Origin of the sequence: Algibacter miyuki, from assembly GCF_030409805.1 — a bacterium.
GTDB lineage: Bacteria > Bacteroidota > Bacteroidia > Flavobacteriales > Flavobacteriaceae > Algibacter > Algibacter miyuki.
Map to the genome: position 1 here is coordinate 694,610 of NZ_JAUFQP010000010.1, position 20,893 is coordinate 715,502.

The 20,893-nt window shown below is 34.1% G+C and carries 20 protein-coding genes and 1 other RNA gene; 8 read left to right on the top strand and 13 right to left on the bottom strand.

Features of this window, described 5'->3' with window-relative positions; all coding sequences use genetic code 11:
• Nucleotides 1-4 precede the first annotated feature (4 nt).
• From QWY92_RS10865 to QWY92_RS10885, 5 genes are all read left to right on the top strand, one after another.
• Nucleotides 5-298 carry a winged helix-turn-helix domain-containing protein gene (locus QWY92_RS10865; protein WP_290271157.1) on the top strand — a complete coding sequence of 98 codons (294 nt, stop codon included), beginning with the start codon at nt 5-7 and terminating at the stop codon, nt 296-298.
• 53 nt (nt 299-351) lie between these two features.
• Nucleotides 352-1,734, top strand: coding sequence for a DUF4153 domain-containing protein (locus QWY92_RS10870; protein ID WP_290271159.1), 1,383 nt, complete (start codon nt 352-354; stop codon nt 1,732-1,734).
• 6 nt (nt 1,735-1,740) lie between these two features.
• On the top strand, nt 1,741-2,139 hold the full coding sequence (locus QWY92_RS10875) for a hypothetical protein (protein ID WP_290271160.1): 399 nt from the start codon (nt 1,741-1,743) through the stop codon (nt 2,137-2,139).
• A complete protein-coding gene (locus QWY92_RS10880) occupies nt 2,136-2,765 on the top strand; it encodes a SanA/YdcF family protein (protein WP_290271162.1) in 630 nt (209 codons plus the stop codon). Before QWY92_RS10875 ends, QWY92_RS10880 begins: the two co-directional genes overlap by 4 nt.
• 193 nt (nt 2,766-2,958) lie before the next feature.
• The gene (locus tag QWY92_RS10885) at nt 2,959-3,342 is read left to right on the top strand and encodes a ribosomal maturation YjgA family protein (RefSeq protein WP_290271164.1); all 384 of its coding nucleotides are present in this window, start codon (nt 2,959-2,961) and stop codon (nt 3,340-3,342) included.
• Nucleotides 3,343-3,598: 256 nt separating this feature from the next.
• Here the strand turns inward: QWY92_RS10885 and QWY92_RS10890 are convergent, their stop codons facing one another.
• Nucleotides 3,599-4,420 carry an SDR family NAD(P)-dependent oxidoreductase gene (locus tag QWY92_RS10890; protein WP_290271166.1) on the bottom strand — a complete coding sequence of 274 codons (822 nt, stop codon included), beginning with the start codon at nt 4,418-4,420 and terminating at the stop codon, nt 3,599-3,601.
• Between the two features lie 26 nt (nt 4,421-4,446).
• A complete protein-coding gene (locus QWY92_RS10895; protein WP_290271168.1) occupies nt 4,447-5,649 on the bottom strand; it encodes an NAD(P)-dependent oxidoreductase in 1,203 nt (400 codons plus the stop codon).
• Between the two features lie 298 nt (nt 5,650-5,947).
• Between QWY92_RS10895 and ssrA the strand changes: the two genes are divergently transcribed.
• Nucleotides 5,948-6,342, top strand: a transfer-messenger RNA (tmRNA) gene (ssrA, locus tag QWY92_RS10900).
• Nucleotides 6,343-6,730: 388 nt separating this feature from the next.
• The gene (locus QWY92_RS10905) at nt 6,731-7,072 is read left to right on the top strand and encodes a lipocalin family protein (RefSeq protein ID WP_290271170.1); all 342 of its coding nucleotides are present in this window, start codon (nt 6,731-6,733) and stop codon (nt 7,070-7,072) included.
• A 248-nt stretch (nt 7,073-7,320) separates the two neighbouring features.
• Here QWY92_RS10905 and QWY92_RS10910 read toward each other — a convergent pair whose 3' ends face one another.
• From QWY92_RS10910 to QWY92_RS10955, 10 genes are all read right to left on the bottom strand, one after another.
• Entirely contained in the window at nt 7,321-7,701 is a 381-nt protein-coding gene (locus QWY92_RS10910; RefSeq protein ID WP_290271172.1) for a Fur family transcriptional regulator, read from the bottom strand.
• Between the two features lie 163 nt (nt 7,702-7,864).
• Complete coding sequence (locus QWY92_RS10915) at nt 7,865-8,344, bottom strand: DUF4625 domain-containing protein (RefSeq protein WP_290271173.1); 480 nt, start codon at nt 8,342-8,344, stop codon at nt 7,865-7,867.
• Between the two features lie 55 nt (nt 8,345-8,399).
• Nucleotides 8,400-9,176, bottom strand: coding sequence for a DUF4625 domain-containing protein (locus tag QWY92_RS10920; RefSeq protein ID WP_290271174.1), 777 nt, complete (start codon nt 9,174-9,176; stop codon nt 8,400-8,402).
• Between the two features lie 42 nt (nt 9,177-9,218).
• The gene (locus QWY92_RS10925) at nt 9,219-11,588 is read right to left on the bottom strand and encodes a TonB-dependent receptor (protein WP_290271175.1); all 2,370 of its coding nucleotides are present in this window, start codon (nt 11,586-11,588) and stop codon (nt 9,219-9,221) included.
• 220 nt (nt 11,589-11,808) lie between these two features.
• Complete coding sequence (locus tag QWY92_RS10930) at nt 11,809-12,057, bottom strand: hypothetical protein (RefSeq protein WP_290271177.1); 249 nt, start codon at nt 12,055-12,057, stop codon at nt 11,809-11,811.
• Nucleotides 12,058-12,534: 477 nt separating this feature from the next.
• Entirely contained in the window at nt 12,535-13,176 is a 642-nt protein-coding gene (locus QWY92_RS10935; protein ID WP_290271178.1) for a response regulator transcription factor, read from the bottom strand.
• Nucleotides 13,173-13,931, bottom strand: coding sequence for a sensor histidine kinase (locus tag QWY92_RS10940; RefSeq protein ID WP_290271180.1), 759 nt, complete (start codon nt 13,929-13,931; stop codon nt 13,173-13,175). Before QWY92_RS10940 ends, QWY92_RS10935 begins: the two co-directional genes overlap by 4 nt.
• Nucleotides 13,901-14,545, bottom strand: a complete 645-nt coding sequence (locus QWY92_RS10945; RefSeq protein ID WP_290271181.1) for a hypothetical protein — start codon at nt 14,543-14,545, stop codon at nt 13,901-13,903. The genes QWY92_RS10940 and QWY92_RS10945 overlap by 31 nt, the downstream gene beginning before the upstream one ends.
• A gap of 38 nt (nt 14,546-14,583) precedes the next feature.
• A complete protein-coding gene (locus QWY92_RS10950) occupies nt 14,584-15,303 on the bottom strand; it encodes a hypothetical protein (RefSeq protein ID WP_290271183.1) in 720 nt (239 codons plus the stop codon).
• A gap of 236 nt (nt 15,304-15,539) precedes the next feature.
• Nucleotides 15,540-18,872: a hypothetical protein gene (locus tag QWY92_RS10955; protein WP_290271185.1), complete on the bottom strand. Its 3,333-nt coding sequence runs from the start codon at nt 18,870-18,872 to the stop codon at nt 15,540-15,542.
• Between the two features lie 134 nt (nt 18,873-19,006).
• Between QWY92_RS10955 and QWY92_RS10960 the strand changes: the two genes are divergently transcribed.
• Entirely contained in the window at nt 19,007-19,366 is a 360-nt protein-coding gene (locus QWY92_RS10960) for a hypothetical protein (RefSeq protein WP_290271186.1), read from the top strand.
• A 109-nt stretch (nt 19,367-19,475) separates the two neighbouring features.
• Here the strand turns inward: QWY92_RS10960 and xylA are convergent, their stop codons facing one another.
• Nucleotides 19,476-20,792 (bottom strand): xylose isomerase, encoded by a 1,317-nt coding sequence (xylA, locus tag QWY92_RS10965; RefSeq protein WP_290271189.1) that lies wholly within the window; start codon nt 20,790-20,792, stop codon nt 19,476-19,478.
• Between the last annotated feature and the right edge of the window lie 101 nt (nt 20,793-20,893).

The following is a 20,893-nucleotide window of genomic DNA, read 5'->3' on the forward strand; positions in this document are numbered from 1 at the left end:
ATCGATGAGCATAATAACCAACATAAATAAAGCGTTCGACCACCGCATTAGATTAGGCATTATGTCTATTTTAATGGTGAACGAATACGCCGATTTTAATATGCTCAAAGAGCTTTTAGGTGCTACCGATGGTAATATTGCAAGCCATGCCAAAGCGTTAGAAAAAGTTCTATATATTAAGGTTGAAAAACAATTTATTGGTCGTAAACCAAACACCCGCTACTCAACCACTGACCTAGGTCGTGCCGAATTTAAAAAACACATTAGCGCACTAGAAAAATTAATAAATAAACAATAAACCTTTTTTTTACTATCACACTTTGAAATTCAAAGTACTTTAAATTAATCATTATGAAAAACATACCACTCATTATCGGAGCGCTTTTATTTAGCACCTTATTTTACAAACAAAGCATCGGTTTAAACCTATCGTTATTTACAGTATTAACCATTTTATTGCTGGTTATCAACAACAAAAAATTCTTCAAACACAAAAGCACGTTGTTACTTAGTTTGGTTTATATTATTACAGCGGTATCCGTGTTTATATTTCAGTCACAGTTGGCCATTATTGCAAATATCATTGCGTTTTTCACTATAATTGGGCATGTTTCCGAACATGAATCGTCTATTTATATTAATTGGCTTAACGGCATTTATACCACTATAGCCGGATTTTTCGAACGAAATTTATTCGCTAATCCAGAACACCCTACGCCATCCAAAAAAAATATTGACTACCTACATTTGGCTAAAATTATCGGCATTCCGCTTTTAGTCGTTATTATTTTTATCGGCCTATACCGAAACGGGAACCCTGTTTTTAGCGATTTTATAGCCAAAATAGATTTTAGTTTTTTTAATTTAAATTGGTTTTTATTGGCTGCTTTAGGTTACTACTTATTCTACAATATCTCTACACCCTTACAAGTTAATCCCATTACTGAAAAAGATTTAAGCATTGGAAATTTCTTAAAAAACACAGGAAACCCTTCCGAAGAAAGCTTAAAAAAAGAAAATCAGTTAGGACTTATCCTAATGGTACTTCTCAATGTTTTAATTCTACTTTTTCTTATTACAGATATTGCCTATTTAGCAAGTATTGACACACTAAATGCTCCCGAATTATCCAATCAAGTCCATAGCGGAATTTATGCTCTTATTGCTTCTATATTAATGGCTATTGTTATTATTTTATGGTTTTTTAGAGGCGACCTCAACTTCTACAAAAACAACCAAACCTTAAAAACATTGGCTTATACTTGGATTGCTTTAAACCTCATTATGGTATTTAGTATTGGTGCAAAAAACTATCATTATATCGCTTCTTTTGGGTTTACCTATAAACGTATTGGTGTGTTTGTTTACCTATTGCTCACATTAATTGGACTTTCAACGACTGTTGTGAAAGTGTACAAAATCAAAAATTTATGGTATTTATTTCGTGTAAACACACAACTTGCATTTGTTATTCTTATAATGTCTTGCGCTTTTAATTGGGATGGTGTGATTACACATTACAACTTAAATTACTCCAAAACAACTGACGTTTCGTACCTCATCAACTTATCAAACAATAATACTTTCATCCTAAAATCTTACAGTAACAACACACATTTAAACGCTAGCTACAAGCACAAAGTAGATAAAAAACTAAACACTTATATAGAAATGTTAAACCAAAGAGATTGGCAAGAATGGAGTTTCGACAATTTTAAAACAACTGTAAAATAAATCCTTATGAAACTTCCGCTAATCATATTAAAAGCCACTTTACTTTCAACAGTAATATTTTGGGTTATTCTGTTTCTTAATGGAACAGATTCAGCTTTGTTAATTTATATAGTACCATCAATGATTCCCATTTCAATATGCAATACCATTGTAATAACCTGCACTATTGCTCCCTTTTTCTGGTCGAAAAATGATAACACAAGCTACCAAACCGTGTTTAAAACATACTTCCCATATTATGCCTTGATCTGCTTTTCGCTTTGCGTTTATGGCACTTTTCAAGAACCGGTTTTACTTTGTTTTTACGCCGCAGCGTTCATATCGACTTTGCAAACTTGGGTGTGGATTGTAAAACATGCTGAAACTAAAAAGGTAGAAACTCCTAAAATAATGGAAACCCTATGAAACACGTAAAACGTTTACTAAAACTAGCTTTTTTTATACTCATTTATATTGTATCTATAAACTTATGGATAAACCATCAGGCAAAAAGCGCTTTATATAATAACGTATCTGAAATCCCGAAAAACAAAGTCGGACTTATTTTAGGCGCGGGAAAAACCACCCAATATGGCAATATAAACTTGTACTACAAATACCGTTTGGAAGCTGCCATTGCCTTATTCGAATCGGGAAAAATAGAATATATTTTAATAAGTGGCGATAATAGCCGAAAAGATTACGACGAGCCAACGGATTTTAAAATTGATTTAATTGAAAATGGCATTCCCGAAAATAAGATCTATTTGGATTATGCCGGCTTTAGAACTTTAGATTCTATGGTGAGAGCCAAAGAAATTTTCGGATTGGATGCTTTTACCATTATTTCTCAAAAATTTCATAATGAGCGCGCCATTTACCTAGCTAATCAATATGATATAAGCGCTATTGCATTCAATGCTAAAGATGTTCCGAAACGATATAGTTTTAAAACCAAACTTCGGGAATACCTCGCGCGCACTAAAGCTTCAGTAGATATTTTGTTTAATATATCGCCTAAGTTTTTAGGGGCTAAAATTGAAATAAAATAACATATTATACACCTTGTCTGATTTAAAACACAATAAAATTACGATTCCTCCTATCTCATACGGGCATTTTTCTCGTAAATACTCAAACAAGCAAAAACATTTAAAACGCTTGAGGTATTATTCCTGTCCATATTCTGGCCGCTATTTTATACCAAAACATAATTATAGACATAACAAATAAGATACTACACTAATGATTTTCCGACTTAACAAACACTACGCATCCCTCTGCGTACTCCTTTTACTTACTGAAATCTATATTGCACTTTTCTTAAAAACAGGATTTATCAGATATACTTTTGGAGATTTTTTATCTGTCATTTTACTGTATTGTTTTTTCAAAAGCTTTTTAAAAATAGACAGTATTAAATTAGCTGTCAACGTTTTAAAATTTGCTTTCGTAATAGAGTTTATGCAATTTTTTCATGTGTTAAAACTATTCCATTTAGAAAACAACCGTTTTTTAAGTATTGTTTTAGGTAGCACCTACCAAACCTCCGATTTGTTAGCCTACACTATTGGAGTTATTGCCATAGTTGTTGTGGAGCATAAAGTGAATAAACTATGCATTGTGTAAAACACCTTTTAACCATTAATTAGAACCATTGCCCATTTTAGCGGTATCCATATCGTTTTCCTTTATCCCTTATAGTTAGAAATTATTTTTAGCAGTCATTCCTTATTTTATTGCAAGTTATTTGGCAAGTGCCCCCAAACTTAATAAAGCTCTGCTTGTAATATATTTTGCGTTTGGCTGCTATTTTCTCCAAACGCGACCTAATATTAATGAAATTGGAAATTCGTGATTCTTATAGTTCAATATTCTGAACTGTTTAATCTGCTCTATTTTTAGCTTGTATTTTTCTAACAAGAGCTGCTGTAGCATTCCGCGTCATAAATCTTGGAATAATGGATAAAAATTTATTAAAACGTCCTGGGATAGCATAGGTTTTTCCTTTAAGCATCGCTTCATAACCATAAATAGCAACCGTTTTAGCACATCCCATATTGAATTTGATTTTATTATCGGAAGCGCCTTCTGACACGGTACCTGTAACCGTGTCTTGAAATGCTGTTTTTGTAGGTCCTGGACAAAGCGCCGTAACAGTAACCCCAGTACCTTTTAACTCGTTTGCAATGGCTTCGGAAAAAGATAACATATACCCTTTAGAAGCATAATAAATAGACATTAATGGGCCTGGTTGAAAAGCTGCCAAAGACGACATATTTAATATTTTACCCGAACCACGCTCTACCATACCTTGCAAAACCAGTTTGGTTAAATGTGTGGTGGTCATGATATGAAGATGTAACATGGCCGATTCGCGTTCCCAATTGGTTTCGGCAAAGGTACCAAACAAGCCAAAACCTGCATTATTAATAAGCACGTCTATATGCACATTACCCACAGCACTCATGATATCTTGAGCAATATTGGGTAGACTTAAATCTTTAATTAAAGCCAAAACCTCAACATTAAACTTGTTTTCTAGTTCGGTTTTAACCACTTCTAAGCCTTCCGAATCAAGGTCTACTAAAATTAACTTATAGTTATCTTCTGCCAATAATAACGCTAATTCATACCCTAATCCCGAGGCTGCTCCTGTAACTAATGCCGTTTTAATAATACTCGATTTTTTTAATTCTTCTACCATTTGAAATAAATGATAGGGCAAACTTATTAGTTTCCGTTAATATATCCTTGTAAATATGAAAAATTTTCGGTTAGTTTTTGATTTTCGGTCATTTTTGACCGTTGTAAAACACCATTGGCATCGTTATTAAAAAAGGCAGGAATAACTTCTTTTAGAAACATATCGCCAAAACCTTCACTAGCGTCTTGCGGAAGCTCGCAAGGTAAATTATCGACAGCCATTACGGTTATGGCTTTTTCGGATGTAAAATCTATTTCGGTTTCTGTTTCCGGGTTGTAGCCATAAATAGGATCGGCAATAGTTGAAGCGCGAAGCGTTGTAGCTACTGGCCCGTCGACATCGCAACTGATATCGGCCACAACTTTAATATTGAAATCTGGTGATTTCACGTCGGAACGGGTATAAAGATATGGAGCACCATCGCCGTAAAAATGCCCTGCGATGTAATAGTCTGTTACTTTAGCGAAACGCATAAAGTTGGATTGATAATCTTGTGGATTATTGAAAAAATCTTGATTATCTAGAACTTTACTGTCTTTGCGTATGTTGTAATCGAGCACATCGATGTTGCAATATACAGGCTCTGTAAAATTTTTATTTAGATAATCGGACACGGTAACAGATTTTACCTGCATGGCATCGAGCATTTCTTGAGCACCTTTTGCTACTTTTCCGCTACCGGTAAGGAGTATTTTTATGTTGGGTAATTTTAGGTTATTGAGTTCTGAAATTAAAGCTTCTTGATTTGGTAATGGGCCTGCTTTGGGTAATTGCCAGGTATTGTATTTTAGTCCCCAGGCTCGAAAACCGTTATAAGCGCCAACAATACCAGCATAACGACCAAAACCTATTAAGCGAAATCCTTGTGCGTTTACAATAGTTTCGTGATCGTGAAGTTCGATATTCTTTTCTAATATAGCTTGTAGCAACTTGCGGTTATAGGGTTGCTTTTTTATGGTATGAGAAAAGAAAAAATATTTTTTATTAGGAATTAGTGCGTTGATTGGAACTTCTTTTACACCAAGCATAACATCACAATCGGATACATCGTTTACGACTTCGAAGCCTGCGTTTCGGTATTGCTCGTCGGTAAACACACGAATGTTGGACGATTCTACTTTGAAAATGGCTTCAGGGAATTGTTTTTGGGCTTCGGCTAGTTTGGATGGCGAAAATACCACGCGACGGTCGGGTGGGTTTTTACGTTCTTTTATGATGGCGAATTTCATGGGTTTCTCTTTAGGTGTAATTTCGGAAATATATTAAAATATTTCATTAATTATACTAACTTTTTTTACTGACAACGATGAACTGACAAATGAAAATGGTATAATTTTTGATTTATGTTAGCGGATTACACACTAGTTTAAAAGTTTTAATTAACTTTGCGGACTGTGCGTTAGGGATTGAGGCTTTGTTGAAGCTCTTTTTTGTTTTTCTCAAAAAAAGCGACTGCCGAAAGCCCGACCCTTGTGGTAACGCCAAAAAAAACTTAGTGAATTAAAATTTTACTATTTCATTAATTCTGGGGTCGACTGGTTTTGACAGCGAGATTAACGAAACGGTAAGCACGTCGTGTAATGGCATTGATACACGTTAAAGGCTAGACCAACTTTTAAACGGCGAGAATAACTACGCTTTAGCAGCATAATTCGAATTATAGTAGAATTGGCCTAGGTACACAAGGTGTACATGCTTTATGTCTCCGGAAAGCCTTGATTGACGGCGTTCCATTTTGAGGCATCGTAAATGTCAATATAGTTTAGGCAGTGCTTTGATGCTTTTACGAAACTAAAGAAGCTAAGTTATAAGTGGGTTGTCTTTAACCAGCTTATAGTCGAAAACCCAAGAAAAGAATAAACGTGTAGAAAGCTCTTTGGTTACTTGTTTGGACGAGAGTTCGATTCTCTCCGACTCCACTTTTAAACCCCGTAAACCCAGTGTTTACGGGGTTTTTGTTTTTAGAGGTACTGTATAGGCCTCAGTTTGGTTCAAAATGCAATTATTACTTTCACTTCTTTTGAGGCAACTATTCTCAAATCCAATTTTATTTAAATTTAATATTCAACAAAGCTTATTACCAAACTAGGCCAGATAGCCATTTAATATTGGAGTTGTTATTGGTATTAGATTATTTGTTAGTTCATATTTTTTTAGGACTAAAAAAAACAGTTTTTAGAAAAGTAATTGGATTTTTACTTAAAACCTTATGAATCGCATATAACATAAAAGTACTTTTATCGGATTATCTTTTTCTAAAAAAATAAAATAACCTCAAATTATTAAATATAAAAAACGAAAAACAAAACGATGATTTTTAGAGCAATATTAATTGCAACATCACTTTTTATAATGTCTTGTACAGAAGAAGACAATGAGCCTACACCTGCAAAAGAACTATCCAATTTAGACCTCATTAAACATACTTGGGAAAAGAGCACTGTAACACATGATGGCGTAACAAGTACAACACAGGTTATATGCAATGAAGAAAGAGAGCTTTTTACCTTTATGAGTGATAATACATTCTCTGAACGTTATTTTGATGATTCTTGTGAAGAAGATTTTGACAATGGCACTTTTGTAGTTAAAGAAACATCTTTTATATTAAGTTATAATGATTCCTCAATAGATACTTATACCATTGTTTAGCTAAGTGAAACAACTTTAAAATTCAACTTTAAATGATGGTGGAGTCATTGTTGAGAACACATACTCTAAAAGTAACTGAATAAACTATAGTAAAAATTAACACATATAAAAGCCCCATTTCTGGCATAGCTTTTAATAGTATTAATAAAAAAAACCGTTCATTTTCATGAGTTTTTTTTTATGCTCAAAACGTAAAAGATTCAATCTTAAGAAAATAAAAAATAAATTATATTTGAATTGAATATTACCTAAACTAAGCATGCCTTACAACTACCTTGCAACAAAACTTGCGAGGCTTCTACTCTGTGATTAGGTATTTGTGGAACATTAAAATCGGTATCTAGACAATCTACCTTACCACAATGTAAACATTGAAAATGTGCATGAGAATCATGATGTTTAGAGGAGGAGCAATCATGACATTTTGCATACCACTTATGTCCATTTTTCCCGAAAAAAGAATGTAAAACCCCATCATTTTCAAGTTTATCTAAGATGCGATACACTGTAGTTTTGTTCATCTGAGAACTAAGATTTTCTATTAGAGCAACAGCAGAAATAGCACTTGTGTGCTTATCAAATTCATCTAGTAAAATTTTAACTGATTTTGTTTTTCTTATAATACCCATAGTACAAAAATAATACAACTGAGTCGCAAAAAAAAATCACCTCTACATTTCTAATTTTCAAGGCACAACAGCGCCCTATTTTAATATAATCATATTAGGTTTTTCGTAATAATTACAAAAAAACCTAAAATAATTAAAACAGTTACCCACCTCTAGCCTTCATTTATTCAATAATTTTTATGTCTATCGATGTTCTACTTTGCCAACCTGTTGCATCTGTTACAGAGTAAGCACAGTGATAATCGCCTATATCTATATCGTCAGGAATTGTTATTGAGATATTAATTTCATAACTAGTTAATCCGCTTTCCAAAGTATAGTTTTCCATAAAAATTAACGGATTTACAACCTGTTTTACCTCTTCTAAATCGCATTGTTCGCCTTGATCGTCATGGGTATGATGATCAAAATTATGATGAATATCTAAACTATAACTAGCCAGCGCTAAGTTGTCTGTAACTTTTGCCTTAAAATTGTACGTTTCTCCTTTTACAAGCTGGGCACAGCCTTGAGGAACCCCCCCATTATAATTAATCGTTATGGTTGGCTTTTCTTCATCTTTATTACCACCGTCATCACTTGAGCAAGATGCCAAAAGCGACATAAAAAGTAAAAAGCAACCATGTTTTAGTATCGTTCTCATTTTAATATGATTTATAACCGCATAGCACATCATGATGCTATGCGGTTTAGTTATTTTATGATGCTGTAACATCTATATGAGTTTCATAGGTTTTAGTGTTTCCGTTTTCATCTTCAACTGTAAAAAGCATATGATATTCTCCTGCAGGTGCCGTAACAGGTACATCTATATGCTTATGAAATTCTACTTCAGTTTGCTCATGGTATCCTTCTTCATACGCTTGCTCAAAGTCCCATTCTACTTCTCCTTCTCCAGGAGTAATTCCATCTGCATGGATATCAACAGTAATATTATGGATGCCATTAACAGCATTTACCATAAATTCTGCATGAAAATCGCTTCCGCGCACTACCGAAGTATCTATAGAGAAATCGCTTAAAGTAATTGGGTCTAAAACGTCGATATGTCCTTCAATTTCTGTACTATTTCCGAGTTCATCTGTTACGATTAATTCGATATGATATTCGCCGGCTGGTATATTAGCAGGAACATCTATATGTTCATGAAATGTAGGGTTAATCACTAAATAATTACTATCTGTAAATACCTGCTCAAAATCCCAATCCACTTCATCATCTCCAACAGTTAAATCGTGTGCATGAATGGAAAGCGTAATACTACTTACTTTTGCTTCTGCATTAATTTCCGCTTCTAAATGAATATCCGAACCTTTATAGGCAACCTGTTCAGTTGAATGCTCACTTCCTTCTCCATATTCAAAATTAGAGATTATCGGAGCATTGAATGCTACGTTATCATCATCGCTACTACAGGAATTTAAAAAGAGTCCTAAAAAAGTGATAAATGCTAAAAATTTAAAATTTGTTTTCATAATGTTTGTTTTCATTTGATTTTGATTATTTATTTATAATTATTAAAAAGGTATTGTTAATGATATGGATAGGTTTCTACCAGCTTCGGGAACATCTATCAACCTATAAAAACTGGTATGGTCAAAATATTTGGTATTGAATACATTGTTGAGTTTTACTCGTAGTGCTAAAGGTTTATTATTTTTGAAAACATCCATTTCTGTTAAAAATGACATATTAAGCATTTGATAACCTTCTGTTTTTTCTTCTGGCGGAACAATTTCATCTTGATTTGCGGTTATTCTAAAATCGGCCACAAGTAGTGGTTTCTTAAAAAAAAGAAGATCGTTAAATTGGTAGCTAGCAGATAACAACCCCGATAATGGCGGAGAAAAAGGAAGCGTAAAATCTTTTTTCGCGCCACTGGTTTGTCTTGAAAACACGTATTCTGCGGAAGCATCTAATTGTAGGTTTTTGAAAACCGTAGTACGCGCTCTTACCTCTCCTCCAACTCTAAACACCTTACTTTGGGTATATTCGTAAATTTGTAAGGTTTCATAATAATTTGAAGTGGGATTCAAATAAATATAATTCTCAAATAGGTTTACAAAGGGGCTTACACCAACTGAGAAGTCCTTTGTAGTATGATCAATATCAACATCCAATTGATACGATTCTTCCGGATTCAAATCCAAATTTCCTCTTTCATACCGATACATGTGATAGTTTACGCCATCCGAAGCCAACTCATTTGGTAATGGCATTCTAAAACTCTTACCTATATTTAATTTATAAGTAGTATTTTTCTGAACATAACTAAGCCCAGCCGAGGCACTAATATTACCAAAATCTAACGTTTTATTCTGAGCTCTTTGTAAATGCACGTACGAGGTGGAGCCATCTCTATTACTTATAGTTGAAGGGTACCAATCGAAATAAGATTTGGAATCCATAAGCCCATAATCATAGCGTATGCCTGCCAACAGGTGTAAATCCGGCTGAATCTCAAATTGATCATAAACAAATGCCCCAATGCTAAAACGATTATAATTAGGAATTAAAAATCCCCATCCGCCAATATTATTATCTTGAAATTCAACATTAATCCCTGCGACAAGATCATGTAAGTCATTCGGCTTAAAAACATCTCTAACATTTAAGGCGTAAGTATTCTTATTAAATTGTCGCTCCTTGCTGTCCGAAGGTTTTGGCATATAGCCATGTGGTACTGGTTCGGAATGTTCTTCTCTATGATTATTTTGAAACCCCAAATCAAAATGAAAAGCGTGGTCGCCCTTTGTCCAAGATGTATTATTGGTGATTTTAAAATGATTTACTTTATGAAAAGGCAAATCGATATCTCTATTAGAACTATCATAATCTATACTAGACGTTCTCACTTCTAAACCATGCGCATTGGCAAAAAAGCCGTTTTTAGCATTAACGTTACTAAAAAAAGTTTCCGATTTTAAATTTTCAGAAACATAACCTACGCTAAAACTGGCATTAGCTTCTTTTCCTGCGGTGTTTCTTAAATTATTATCGTGTAATTCAAAAATGTAATTCTCGTAGTTAATTTTATCGGTAGGCACTTTGTAATCTCCATAATCTCTAAAAGTTAAACGTCCGCGATAAAACCATTTCTCTTTTCTTGTCTCAATACCTGCAGAAATACCTAGTAAATCATTATTACTTTCTCCCAATACATTTACCTCGCCACTAAAAGAGTTTAATAACGGAATTTTATTAGGCTGAATATCCACAACACCCGCAATAGCATCAGAACCATAAACTAAAGAGGCTGGGCCTTTTATAATTTGTATGTTATTAATACCGTATTGATCTATTTCTAAGCCATGGTCATTGCCCCACTGTTGCGCTTCGTGTTTTATTCCATTTTGAACAACGGCAACTCTATTAAAACCCAAGCCTCTAATAACAGGTTTAGATTGCCCCGAACCAATAGTAATAGTACTTACCCCAGGAATTTTACTCAGAGTTTGCATCAAGCTATTTTCTCTGTTTTTATCAAGAAACTCCTTAGAAACGATATGAGAAACCACGGGCGTCTCCTTCGATATTCTTTGTTTTGATTTACTATGCACCTCAACTTCATCAAGTGCCGTGGAGACTTCATTTAATAATATTTTTACAGTTTCCATTTCTGGACTCACAATGATGTTCACTTTTTGAGACGCATACCCCATGTGAGATATGGTTAAAGCATAAGTATTTTTAACTACATTTTTAATTGTAAAAGCACCTGTTTTAGATGAAATTGAAAAGACACCTTTACCAATAATATTGGCTCCCTCAATAGGTTTTAAGGTACGGGCATCTATAACAGAACCTTTTATTTGAAAAGAATTTTGCGCACACACTATAGAGCATAGGCTGAAACACAACCATACACTCAGTATTTTTTGAAACATATTTAAAATACTATAAAATTTGAATAATTACCCCTAGAAAAAGGGCTACGACAAAACCTATACATTAATTAATAAGAGACTAAACGGAAGAACTAGCAGGCATTACGAGCGTAATAACTAGCTGTATTAAGTTTATTAATAAACAGAACAACATATTAGCTCGTTTAGCACGATTTAACACTTAACGTTCAAATTCTCAAATAAAATGTACAAGGAAAACTTATAGTAAAAAAGGAGGAGGTCGAGAAAAGAGCTCGTTTGCAGCAATGGTACTTGCGATAATAAAACTGTAGTTTTTAATTATCGTTCTTGGAACTATGGGTTCAGTGTTTTCAATAGTGCAATCCTGTAAATCCGGGGTAATGGCAGGAATTAAGTTATGCGTAATAGCATGGTCGCAAATAGTACAATGAATTTCGTGATCGTCATCATTTGTATGAGACAACACGTGAAGCCCTGCTATTTTCATTGTTAGAAAAAGAGCAATGAAAAAGAAAGTTATACTATTTTTAATCTGACTTGTTTTCATTATCACGTTTAAAAACTTCTAAAAAGAAGTACTTAATATTTTTTGGCTTGCAATAATTTTATATCTAAAAATAAACTAGAGATAAAACTATAATGAGACACATGGTAATATATTTTTACTTGTTTGTAATTTAATTTTACCAAGTTATTTTGCAAATATATTACTTTTGATTTCTAATGCAACTAAGTTGCGTTAATTTATTTTCTTTTCTAAAATTAAAATCCTACTATAAAAAAAAAGGAAGGTTTAACTAATGTGGAAATTTCGGAATATTTAGATGTTTCTATAAAAAGTGTAGAAGCCCAAATTACCAAAGCATTCCGAACTATTAGAAAAAACATTGGTAAAAAAGCAAATGGTATTTTATTTTATTATTCGGCCAAACAAAAATATATTAAACGTGATAACCGCAGCAAACTAAAGGTGCACAATTTTGTTTTTTATAGCATAAAGCACCAAACCAATTTTGTTTTTCACTTGTAGTTTTTGAAACAAGCTATCGCGATACCCATCGATAGTCTTCGGGCTTAAAAACATTTTATCGGCAATTTCTTTATAGGTTAACTCCGAGCAAACAAGTTTTATAAATTCGAGCTCGCGTTCTTTTAGTTTTCCTACAGCAGTATTTTCATCGGTTAAGGAATCAACTAAAATTTTGGACACCGTTTTGGTATGAAAATAACCCGTGCTAATCACTTCTTTCAAAGCTAACTCTAGCACTTCTTTTTCAACATCTTTAAGCAAATAACCTTTTGCTCCAGCCTTTAGCATTTGGATAATGGTATCTTCGGAACCTTCTACAGAAAGGGCAATTACTTTTATTTGCGGATATTCATTTTTAATAATCTCGGTAGTTTCTATGCCGTTTAAAATAGGCATATTTACATCCATCAAAACAACGTCGGGTATGTTGTTTGCAAATTTTAATTTATCTAAAAGTTCACGACCATTATTACATAAATACGGTACTTCAAAGTTATTAAACGCATTGACTAGTCCTGCTATAGCTTGAGAAAGCAAAACGTGATCTTCAACAATTACAACTTTATATGGATTCATGATTTATAGCGATAGGTTATAGTTAATTGTGTGCCTTGGTTTGGTTTAGAAAAAACATTAACAGTTGCATTTACCAATTGCGCTCTGTTTTTCATGTTAGACAAACCAATTCCTGAAGCCTGATCTTGTTGATCGGAATCAAACCCTTGACCGTCATCTTTCGCTATGATTGAAAGTTCTTCTGTATCGAACTTTAAAGTCACATCCAAATGCCTAGCCTTGGCGTGTTTCATCGTGTTCGAAAAAAACTCTTGTAATATTCTAAATAATACAATTTCAGTTTTTTCGTTTATTTTTTTTTCTTCACCAATAATATCTATGGATGCTTTAATAAAATTGAGCCTATTAAAACGTTCAATTTCTTGTGTTACAGCCTCCGTGAAACGCATTTTTTTTAATGCTTCGGGGTTTATCTGTTTCGATAAAGACCTCAACTCAATTAACCCTTTATTCAATGTTTCTTTTACATCGTTAATATTTTCGGGATTTTGAATTTGGATTTTAGCTAAGGTTAGAAGCTGCCCAATATTATCATGCAGTTCCCAACTTATATTTCTAAAGGTTTCTTCCCTAATTTCTATTTGAGTTTGGGCTATTTCTTGCTCAAATTGTTTTTCGATTTCCTTCTGTTTTAAAATTAGAATATTTTTCCTTTTCTGAAAAACAACAAATAAAACCACTAGAATGAAGCATAAAAAAACCAACGTAAAAACGGTAACTAATATTACAGCTTGCCCTTGTCCTTCTCCCCCCATACAAATCCGATAATAAAACACATATTCATAACAATGCTTAAAACACTGCTTATTTCTAAAACGTTCTCTAAACTTACAACATCTGCAAAGTAATTCCTAATAACTCGAATCGGAATATTCCCAGAGAGGTATAACAAGTACCCTACACTAATCCAAAAAAGCATATTATTTTTAACATAAAGCACTTCTTCTGTATTTAATATTTCAGAAAAATAAAACACAATACTTGTAATTAATAATACGGAAGCTATTAAAAAAGGTACAGTTTGCACTTCTATTAAATAGTTTTCAAAAAACATATTTATAAAAAAACTAGCGACATAAATACCCAGAAATATACTGGTTGCTTTTTTGTACTTCGGAATTTCTAATGACCTATTAAAGAGTAAAAACAGGAATGAAAAATTTATAAAATGAAAAACATTGTAGATTATCATATTTGTAGAAAACCCCAATATTCTAAACAAGTAACCCGAAAATTCGTTAATAGCAGTGTACCAAAGTATCACTAAAAAATACTTTAAATACGTATGTTTATATTTAAATAAGTAGATGGTTCCGATAATAGCAACAAGAAGCTCAATATATTTTATTGAACTTCGAATTGATATCATTAAGGCGATTTCTAGGGGCATAGGCAGTAGGTAGGTGCTTAGTTATTTATTGGGGGTGGAATCATTTCGCCTTCATTAAAAATCATTTTTAATTCGGCGGTACTTCCAGTAAAAGTATTCGTGTTAAAACCTGCCGTTTGGAAATTTTGCGATTTCTTATAAAACAAGTTTAGACGCTCTTTCTTTGATGTTGAATTCATTAAATCATCAATAATTTTGAAGTCTCCATTCAAACTATTAGTGGCTTTAGAATTTATAACGAATGGTAGATGGTTTAGGGCATTATACTCTTTAGAACCGCCTTCTATAGCAACGGTAGGCACCATAAAAACAGTTTGTTGTCCGGGTAATTTAATCTTTTTACCATCTTTAAATTTTCCAGAATCAGGATAAGCTCCTAAATAAATTCGTAGGCCAGAAACATCTTGCTTTGGATTTGCTTTTTGTATAGCTTCAACATATTCTATGTACGCTTTTAAATCTTCTAAAGCATACCAGATAAATTGAGTGTCATTAAAATCCGGATTTTTATACTTGTCTTTCAAGGTTTTTGCTAAGACTTTAATTCTGTTTTCATCAAATTCATGATACATTTCAGTCCCTTGATTTACAGAGATCAAATGTTCTTCCAACGCATTATCTTTCACCTTAATTTCTCTTGCAGATTCCTGTTTAACATCCGATGTCTTCTTGTCGCAAGAAAAGAGAAACATAGTTAATACAAATAGGCTAACTGATAAACGCTGTAAATGCTTCATAATAAGTTTTTATTTAAAGTTCAAAGTTAATCAGAAGAATACACCTACATAAGGGGAAAAACCCCCTTTTTTATTAAAAACAAAATCTTTTCCTACAAATAGGATGATTTTTTGCAAATTAAGCACCTCAACAAAACACACATAAACCCCTGAACAACATAAAGATAAACATTTAAATCATTCCGTTTTCTTCTTTTTAATCTAAAACAATAAAAACCAGCACTAAACCGTTCAAATTATTTTATACAATTTAGTTTATCCATAAAAAACGTGTTATAACTTAAGTTTTCTACTTCTCTATAGCCTTTGGTTCCCTTTAATTTAAGAGACTTAATTGGCGATTTTTCTAGTTGAGAAATTTGCGATTGTGTTAAATTAGCTTTAAACAAGAACTCACCACATTCCATATTCCAGGAGTGATATAAAGTAATCACCTGGTTGTTTTCTAAACGAACAATTACTGAGGAACGGTTGTTAGATAGGTAGCTTACACAGCCTAAATCTATAGGCGAATTAATAAACACGGATGCTTTATTACCATACTTAAATAGCTCGACAGTTATGTTTTCCGAAATATCATAAGGTTCTGTTTTTATGGTTACTTTCTTGGTAAAACTATCGTACTCGTCCAGTAAATAATGGCACGTATTTCTAAACTGCATTCTTGCAGAGTTTTCTTTTTCAGCCACTTGTGATTCGTGCTGTTTTTCAGCATTTCTAATATTAGTAATAGAGTCCCTTATTCTATTTGCTTCTAGCTCCACAGCGGCCTTTATAGCTTGTGCACGCTCCTGTTCTAGCTGTTGTATTTTATCGGCACTTGCTTGTTTAATAGAGTCGTTTACTCGTTTCAACTCCAGTTCTTTTAACCGTTTTAAAGCCTGAGTTTTTTCATAATTTGCTTGCTCTAATTTAGCTTGTTGTACACGCATTATAGAGTCTTTAGCGCGTTTCACAATCAATTCTACGGCTCTTTTTTCAGCTTCCTGTTTTTCTCTTTCAAAAATTAATCGTGTGCTTTCTGCAGCCTCAGCTTTAACTACTGAATCACTAACACGCTTTGCCTCAATTTCTGCTATTCGTTTTCTTACACGCTCTTGTTCTTTCTCATCTTCTAAACGCGCTTTTTCTAATACTTCGGCCTGAGCCGCGGCATTTTTTAAGCGCTCTTCTTCAAGCTCCTTTGCTAGAGCTCTTACTCTTTCTTGTTCTTTTTCTAAAGCTTCCCTTTGTTTTTCTAAAACTTCAGCATGTGCAATAGAATCCTTTACACGAATAGCTTCCTCTTCTTTCTTCTGTTTTAAAACAGCTTCTAATCGTTCTTTTTCAGCTTCTGCGGCACGGTCAAGTTCATCCTGAATACGTTTTGCTTCTAACTCTGCCGTTCGCTGTTCTGCTCTTTCTTTTTCCTTTTCGAATATGATTCGATTCTTCTGTGCTGTTTCAGCTTTTTCAGTAGAATCTTTAATGCGTTTAGCTTCTAGTTTCTCGGCTTGTTTTCTTTCTAATTCTTGAATACGTTCGCGTTCTAAACGTGCTTTCTCAATGGTTTTGGCTTCAATTATAGAATCTTTTACACGTTGCTTCTCGACTTCCGCCGCTTTTTTAAGCGCTTGTTCTCGGAGCATTTCCAAACGTTCTTTTGCAGCTGTTTCAGCTTTTGCTATCGAATCGTTTACGCGTCTTATTTCTAATAGCGCAGCTTCTTTTCTAGCTTCTTCCTGCTTGGCTTCAAACGCTAAACGTTCACGCTCGGCAGTTTCAGCCTGTTCAGTAGAATCTTTAATGCGTTTAGCTTCTAGTTTCTCAGCTTGTTTTCTTTCTAATTCTTGAATACGTTCGCGTTCTAAACGTGCTTTCTCAATGGTTTTGGCTTCAATTATAGAATCTTTTACACGTTGCTTTTCGTCTTCCGCTGCTTGTTTAAGCGCTTGTTCTCGCAGCATTTCCAAACGTTCTTTTGCAGCTGTTTCAGCTTTTGCTATCGAATCATTTACACGTCTTATTTCTAATAGCGCAGCTTTTTTTCTAGCTTCTTCCTGCTTGGCTTCAAACGCTAAACGTTCACGCTCGGCAGTTTCAGCCTGTTCAGTAGAATCTTTAATGCGTTTAGCTTCTAGTTTCTCGGCTTGTTTTCTTTCTAATTCTTGAATACGTTCGCGTTCTAAACGTGCTTTCTCAATGGTTTTGGCTTCAATTATAGAATCTTTTACTCGTTGCTTTTCGACTTCCGCCGCTTTTTTAAGCGCTTGTTCTCGGAGCATTTCCAAACGTTCTTTTGCAGCTGTTTCAACTTTTGCTATCGAATCGTTTACCCGTCTTATTTCCAATAGCGCTGCTTCTTTTCTAGCTTCTTCCTGCTTGGCTTCAAACGCTAAACGTTCACGCTCGGCAGTTTCAGCCTGTTCAATAGAATCTTTAATGCGTTTAGCTTCTAGTTTCTCTGCTTGTTTTCTTTCTAATTCTTGAATACGTTCGCGTTCTAAACGTGCTTTCTCAATGGTTTTGGCTTCAATTATAGAATCTTTTACACGTTGCTTCTCGTCTTCCGCTGCTTGTTTAAGCGCTTGTTCTCGGAGCATTTCCAAACGTTCTTTTGCAGCTGTTTCAGCTTTTGCTATCGAATCGTTTACCCGTCTTATTTCTAATAGCGCAGCTTCTTTTCTAACTTCTTCCTGCTTGGCTTCAAACGCTAAACGTTCACGCTTGGCAGTTTCAGCCTGTTCAGTAGAATCTTTAATGCGTTTAGCTTCTAGCTTCTCTGCTTGAGCTTGTATTTTTTCTTGATCTTCGCGTTCCTTTTTTAATATTTTAGCTTGCTTTATAGAATCTTTAACCCGTATAACTTCAGCCTCAGCAGCCAACTTTAAGGCCTGAGCCCGAGCAATTTCTAATCGTTCTTTTTCGGCTGTTTCAGCTTTTGTTATCGAATCGTTTATGCGTCTTATTTCCAATAGCGCTGCTTCTTTTCTAGCTTCTTCCTGCTTGGCTTCAAACGCTAAACGTTCACGCTGGGCAATCTCTGCCTTTTCAATAGAATCTTTAACACGCTTAGCTTCTAATTCCTCGGCATGCTTTTTAGCGATAGCCTCTGCTTTAGCTTGACTTATAGAATCGGCAACACGCTGTTTTTCTATAGCCTCTGCTTTTTCTTTTGCTATAGCATCATTTTTTATTTGCAATCGTTTTTCTTTGGAGAGCACTTTTCCATATTGAATCACTTCTTGCATTTCAACTTTTCTTATACGTTCGAGCTCAACGGCCTTTTGACTTTCTTTTTCTTGAAAATCGAAATACAAATCGGACATCGCTTCAGTAACCAATAAATCAACATCTTTTACAATACCAACCCATTCTTTATACTGCACTTTATAATTATCGCGGCCCAAATACCCCACAACAACACACTTTTCCTTTTCGGAAAAAGTTGTAATAACTTGAGATAACTGATTCGAATTAGTATCCAATTTTTTATACAAACTACCATTCTCTAAGAACTTAGTCGGAATATTAACTTCCTGCCCAAAGAGACTGATTGAAAACAATAAAAAACATATGTATTTAATCAAAATTTATAATTTTAGATGAATTGAATTCTCGGAAGAATTCAATTATGCAATAATACTCCAATTTAAACATTTCTAAAAAAGTAATCCCTGTTTTTAAAGATTTTAGCTGTTTAAAATCAATAACTTTGTTCAATATGACGATAAACGATATTATTGGAGAGTTTTCTATTGAAGGCTCTAACCAAGACGAACATAAAACGGCTTATTCGGGAACCCTAACTCTGTCATTAGACGAGCACCAAAGAATAATAGCCCATTGGATGATTGGACCAGACCAGAGCCAAAAAGGCACTGGATTTTTTAAAGACCACATTTTGGTCATTAATTTTAATTATGAAGGGGAAGACGGTAACATTTTCAAAGGCGTTGTAGTTTACAAATGCTTAACACCCGATTTACTCGAAGGTTTTTGGTCTGAGAAACATGGAAATCCATTATTCTTAGGAGAAGAACGCTGTTTCCGAATAGCAAAAAACCACTCGTTTTTGAATTAAAAAAAGTTGATTTTCATTAAAAAATGAAAAAAGCTCGAAAACCAATTGCTTTTCGAGCTTTTTAAAATTGAACATTTAGAGAATTTGCAGATTCTCTTTCGTCTTGAATCTATATGTACTGATTGATAATATTCTCAAACAATTCCTGCTTACCGCTTTTTAATTGCAGCTCACCATTGTCTTGAGCAATTTTATATAAATCTTGTAAATTTAATTTACCAGCTTCAAAATCTTTACCTTTTCCAGCATCGAAAGAACTGTAACGCTCTGTACGTAATTTATCGTAAGCTGAATCTGTAATAATTTTATCGGCTGTTAATAATGCTCTAGCAAAAGTATCTGCTCCACCAATATGCGCATGGAATACATCGTCTAAATCGGTTGAGTTTCTTCTAATTTTAGCATCGAAATTAACACCTCCGCCTTGTAAACCACCAGCTTTCATGAAAACTAACATAGCTTCTGTAGTTTCTTGAATGTTATTTGGAAATTGATCGGTATCCCAGCCATTCTGGTAATCGCCGCGGTTAGCATCTAAACTTCCTAACATACCAGCTTTTGCAGCCGTTTCTATTTCGTGTTGGAATGTGTGTTGCGCTAATGTTGCATGGTTTACTTCTATGTTTATTTTGAAATCTTTATCTAAACCATATTCTCTTAAGAAACCGATAGCTGTAGCCGAATCGAAATCGTATTGGTGTTTAGATGGCTCCATTGGCTTAGGCTCGATAAAGAAATTACCTTTAAAACCTTGTGCTCTAGCATAATCTCTAGCCATGGTTAAAAATTGTCCCATGTGGTCTAATTCGCGTCCCATATCGGTATTTAATAAAGACATGTAACCTTCACGACCTCCCCAGAACACGTAGTTTTCACCACCTAACTTAATAGTTGCATCTAAAGCTAATTTTACTTGTCCGCCTGCTCTAGCTACCACATCGAAATCTGGATTTGTAGCCGCACCATTCATATAACGTGGGTTTGAAAAACAGTTCGCTGTTCCCCAAAGTAATTTAACACCACTTTCGGCTTGTTTACCTTTTATGTAATCTGTGATAGTCTCTAATCTACTTTCTGACTCTGCAAATGTTGCACCTTCTTGAATTAAATCGAAATCGTGGAAACAGAAATAATCGAATCCCATTTTTCCAATAAATTCGAAAGCTGCATCGGCTTTATCTTTTGCCGCTTGAATTGGATCTGATGATTTATCCCACTCAAAACTTTGTGTTCCTGGACCAAATGGATCTCCACCTTGCCCACAGAATGTATGCCAGTAAGCAATTGAAAATTTAAACCATTCTTTCATGGTTTTTCCTGCTACAACCTGGTCCGGATTGTAATATTTGAATGCTAATGGATTATCAGATTCCTTACCTTCAAATTTAATGTTGCTAATGCCTTTAAAATATTCTTTAGTAGCCATAATGTTAAATTATTTGTTGATATTATTTTTTATTTTTCTAATGTTTGTTTGCGTTAGGGATTGCAGTGAAAAGCCCACAGCCTGACGCAGGAAGTGCGAGG